The following is a 4,171-nucleotide window of genomic DNA, read 5'->3' on the forward strand; positions in this document are numbered from 1 at the left end:
TCTCAAACAAAGTTGATCATAAAGTAATATTACAAATCTTGCAAAAATATTTAGAAATTGTCTACAAGACAAACATGGCTCTAATCTAGAACCTATTAGGAGAGACTTGAGGCAAATGTGATGAGCGGAAATAATATTCAAAACTATCGGTTTGTCTGTACCCTGACCTTTGGCGATATCTACGGTCAAATAATTGTTTGGTTGATTACAATCACCTTAAGTTTGGCATCAGCATTGGCGCTAATGGGTGCTAAGAAACCGGTGTACGCTTTAGCAACAGTGGGACTCGTCGTTTTGCTATCGCTGCCTTTCTTGCTTTTTGCCTTTGTGACTACATTGTTAAATCATATTGAAGTAGTTCCTGTAGGACCGGGAACCAAAATGGAAACCATGCCAGGTAATGTGTCTCAGCAACAACCTGTACAAGCAACAACCTAAAGAGTCAGGAGTTAAAAGTTAAGAGTTATGAGTCACTTTATCTGTCTCATAATTATTCATTTTTAATTTCAAAATTTTTAATAATATCCCTGTCTATAGGCAGGGAATTTTTTTGTAGAGACGCGATCGCAATTCCTTCAACTGCCTGATATAATCACCTCTCTACAATAGAACAGCAGGGGTTTGCAATCAAAGGGCTAGTTATGCTGGAACATGATGTGATTATTGTCGGGGGTGGATTGGCGGGATGTCGCGCTGCTGTGGAAATTGCCCGTATTGATCCTAGTTTAAATATTGCTGTGGTTGCCAAAACCCACCCAATTCGATCGCACTCGGTTGCGGCTCAAGGTGGTATGGCTGCATCGCTGAAAAATGTTGATTCTGAAGATAGTTGGGAAGCACACGCTTTTGATACTGTCAAGGGTTCTGATTACTTGGCAGACCAAGACGCTGTAGCAATTCTCGCGCAGTCAGCGCCAGATGTGGTGATTGATTTGGAACACATGGGCGTTCTATTCTCTCGTTTATCCGATGGCCGCATTGCTCAACGGGCTTTTGGGGGACATTCCCATAATCGTACTTGCTACGCCGCGGATAAGACCGGTCACGCGATTCTGCACGAATTGGTGAACAACTTGCGGCGTTATGGGGTGCAAGTTTATGAAGAGTGGTATGTGATGCGTCTCATTTTGTCAGAAAATGAGGCGAAGGGTGTGGTAATGTTCAATCTCTTGGATGGACATATTGAGGTGGTGCGGGCTAAGGCGGTGATGTTTGCCACAGGGGGCTATGGTCGCGTTTATAACACCACCTCTAATGATTACGCTTCTTCTGGTGATGGTTTAGCAATGACTGCGATCGCCGGTTTGCCCCTCGAAGATATGGAATTTGTCCAATTTCATCCCACTGGTTTATATCCAGTAGGGGTGCTGATTTCGGAAGCGGTACGGGGAGAAGGGGCATATCTGATTAATAGTGAAGGCGATCGCTTTATGGGCAACTATGCACCCAGTCGCATGGAACTAGCTCCTCGTGATATTACCTCACGAGCGATCGCTTACGAAATTCGCGCTGGTCGTGGTATTCATCTCGACGGTAGTGCTGGTGGCCCCTTTGTCTATCTGGATTTGCGGCACATGGGCAAAGAAAAAATTATGAGTCGTGTTCCCTTCTGTTGGGAAGAAGCGCACCGTTTGGTAGGTGTTGATGCCGTGACTCAACCGATGCCAGTCCGCCCGACAATTCACTATTGTATGGGTGGTATCCCAGTTAACACTGATGGTCAAGTCCGCAGTAGTGGTGATGGTTTAGTTGAGGCTTTCTTTGCAGCAGGTGAAACTTCTTGTGTTTCCGTGCATGGTGCAAATCGTTTGGGGAGTAATTCACTGCTGGAGTGTGTAGTTTATGGTAAGCGGACTGGGGCTGCGATCGCAAAATACGTGCAAAAACGGAAGTTGCCCTCTGTGGATGAGCAACGCTATGTAACGGAAGCCCAGCAACAAATTCAAGCTTTGCTAGAACAACCAGGACAATATCGCATTAACCAAATCCGTCAAGCCTTCCAGGATTGTATGACTGAGTATTGCGGCGTTTTCCGTACTGAAGCGTTAATGAGGGAAGGTTTGCAGAAATTAGAAGAAATACAACAGCAATACCCTCAAATTTATTTAGATGACAAAGGTAGTTGCTGGAATACGGAACTCGTGGAAGCTTTGGAATTGCGAAGTTTGATGGTAGTGGGACAGACTATTTTGGCATCAGCCCTAAATCGCCAGGAGAGTCGTGGCGCTCATTTCCGCGAAGATTATTCCCAGCGAGATGATGCCAACTTCCTCAAACACACAATGGCTTACTATTCACCAGCCGGAATTGATATACAGTATCGTCCCGTGGCGATTACCATGTTTGAGCCAAAAGAGCGGAAATATTAACTGGAGTTTCGGGGATAGGATGTAGGGTTAAGCAATAATATTCCTATCTCCTGAATATATTTGAATTTTCTGTATATCCGTAATGAATAGACGTATATGCCAAACTTTACAGTCATCATTAAACATTACAAGAGAAAACATTGGCAAAACACAATTGATGAAATTAATTGGTTTAGAAGCCAGTCTTCTTTGATTCAAGCCATTGAGTTAGCTGCGATAGCAACTTGTGTAAAACTCGCTCCTCCTGAGTGCGATTCTTTACAAAGGTTAGACGCTCTGCCACTACCAGCAGACGTTCGTACTCCTCTTCCGTCTCAATTACCTTGGGAGCAACTTCAGCTAGCAGATTGCTATAAGCAGTTTCGTCAAAAGTAAAAGTCATTTTTCCATTTGTCTTTATTGGATTGAGTATGTGTAAGAAAATATTTGTAGTAAACTACCTGGTCTATTGAAAAAGCTGGTGACAATGATGGCTCACTGGTATGAGATCCTAGAGATAGTTAATAAAAGCTGAAGAGAATGGAACAACATCACAAGCCAACGGTTGTAATTACGGGTACATCGTCGGGAGTCGGTTTGTATGCTGCGAAAGCGCTTGCTGAAAAGGGATGGTACGTAGTCATGGCCTGTAGAGATGTGGCGAAGGCTCAACTTGCAGCCCAATCTATAGGAATTCCCCACCAGGGCAGCTACACTATCATGCATATCGACCTTGGCTCAATGGAAAGCGTTCGACAATTTGTGAAGAACTTCCGAGCAAGCGGAAATTCCCTAGATGCTTTGGTGTGCAACGCTGCAATTTATATGCCTTTGTTAAAGGAGCCACTACGAAGCCCAGAAGGATTTGAGTTAAGTGTTGCTACAAATCACCTGGGACATTTCCTATTGTGCAACCTGATGCTAGAGGATCTGAAGAAGTCATCTTCAGAGCCAAGGCTGGTAATTTTGGGAACTGTCACTCATAATCCAGACGAACTGGGTGGTAAGATTCCGCCGCGTCCAGACTTGGGCGATTTGCAGGGCTTTGCAGAAGGGTTTAAAGAGCCGATCGCAATGATTGACGGCAAGAAGTTTGAACCAGTCAAAGCTTACAAAGACAGCAAGGTTTGTAACGTGCTAACTATGCGGGAACTGCATGAGCGCTATCACGAGTCAACCGGTATCGTCTTCAATTCTCTCTATCCGGGATGTGTTGCAGAAACGCCCCTATTCCGAAACCACTATCCCTTGTTTCAGAAAATCTTTCCATTATTCCAGAAGTACATCACCGGGGGATATGTGTCTCAAGAGTTGGCGGGAGAAAGGGTTGCTGCGGTGGTTGCCGATCCTGAATACAATCAATCTGGTGTTTATTGGAGTTGGGGAAATCGGCAAAAAAAAGATGGTAAGTCCTTTGTTCAAAAGGTTTCTCCTCAAGCCCGCGATGACGACAAAGGCGATCGGATGTGGGATCTGAGCGCAAAGTTGGTTGGACTTGCGTGATGGGACAGGAGGTGGCGTTACCCTTGTGCATAATTCATTGCTCTAGTTTTATTCAATGAATTAGCATTATGTGCAAGTAAACAATGTTTGGGGTAATTATTACGTCACCTCTAACTTTAGTAAAGTTGTAAAAAAAGGAAATGATATGGCGCTTAACGATTTCAGAGCAGTATTTCTTCCTTAGAGGATGTTTGAAAAGTATTAGGCTGTGATTTTACACATTTATAGATCCCCCCTAACCCCCCTTAAAAAAGGGGGAACCGGAATCAAAGTCCCCAATTTATCGGACGGTTTAGGGGGATTTAGAACGTTTTGATACC

General features: G+C 44.2%; 4 protein-coding genes. 3 read left to right on the plus strand and 1 reads right to left on the minus strand.

All coding sequences use genetic code 11. The annotated features are described in order from the left end of the window. Positions 1-120: 120 nt before the first annotated feature. Positions 121-438, plus strand: a complete 318-nt coding sequence (locus ACEW80_RS08875; protein WP_373526238.1) for a hypothetical protein — start codon at positions 121-123, stop codon at positions 436-438. Between the two features lie 203 nt (positions 439-641). Next, positions 642-2,369: a succinate dehydrogenase/fumarate reductase flavoprotein subunit gene (locus ACEW80_RS08880; protein ID WP_373526239.1), complete on the plus strand. Its 1,728-nt coding sequence runs from the start codon at positions 642-644 to the stop codon at positions 2,367-2,369. 172 nt (positions 2,370-2,541) lie between these two features. Here the strand turns inward: ACEW80_RS08880 and ACEW80_RS08885 are convergent, their stop codons facing one another. Further along, positions 2,542-2,751 carry a hypothetical protein gene (locus tag ACEW80_RS08885; RefSeq protein ID WP_373526240.1) on the minus strand — a complete coding sequence of 70 codons (210 nt, stop codon included), beginning with the start codon at positions 2,749-2,751 and terminating at the stop codon, positions 2,542-2,544. A 137-nt stretch (positions 2,752-2,888) separates the two neighbouring features. Here ACEW80_RS08885 and ACEW80_RS08890 point away from each other — a divergent pair, with 137 nt between their 5' ends. Further along, positions 2,889-3,851 carry a protochlorophyllide reductase gene (locus tag ACEW80_RS08890; RefSeq protein WP_373526241.1) on the plus strand — a complete coding sequence of 321 codons (963 nt, stop codon included), beginning with the start codon at positions 2,889-2,891 and terminating at the stop codon, positions 3,849-3,851. Positions 3,852-4,171: the final 320 nt, after the last annotated feature.

The sequence above is a fragment of the Nostoc sp. genome (assembly GCF_041747015.1).
GTDB lineage: Bacteria > Cyanobacteriota > Cyanobacteriia > Cyanobacteriales > Nostocaceae > Nostoc.

Bases quoted from the DNA above. Each gene is read 5' to 3' on its own strand.
- ACEW80_RS08875 (WP_373526238.1), top strand. From the start codon at position 121: ATGAGCGGAAATAATATTCAAAACTATCGGTTTGTCTGTACCCTGACC.
- ACEW80_RS08880 (WP_373526239.1), top strand. From the start codon at position 642: ATGCTGGAACATGATGTGATTATTGTCGGGGGTGGATTGGCGGGATGT.
- ACEW80_RS08885 (WP_373526240.1), bottom strand. From the start codon at position 2,751: ATGACTTTTACTTTTGACGAAACTGCTTATAGCAATCTGCTAGCTGAA.
- ACEW80_RS08890 (WP_373526241.1), top strand. From the start codon at position 2,889: ATGGAACAACATCACAAGCCAACGGTTGTAATTACGGGTACATCGTCG.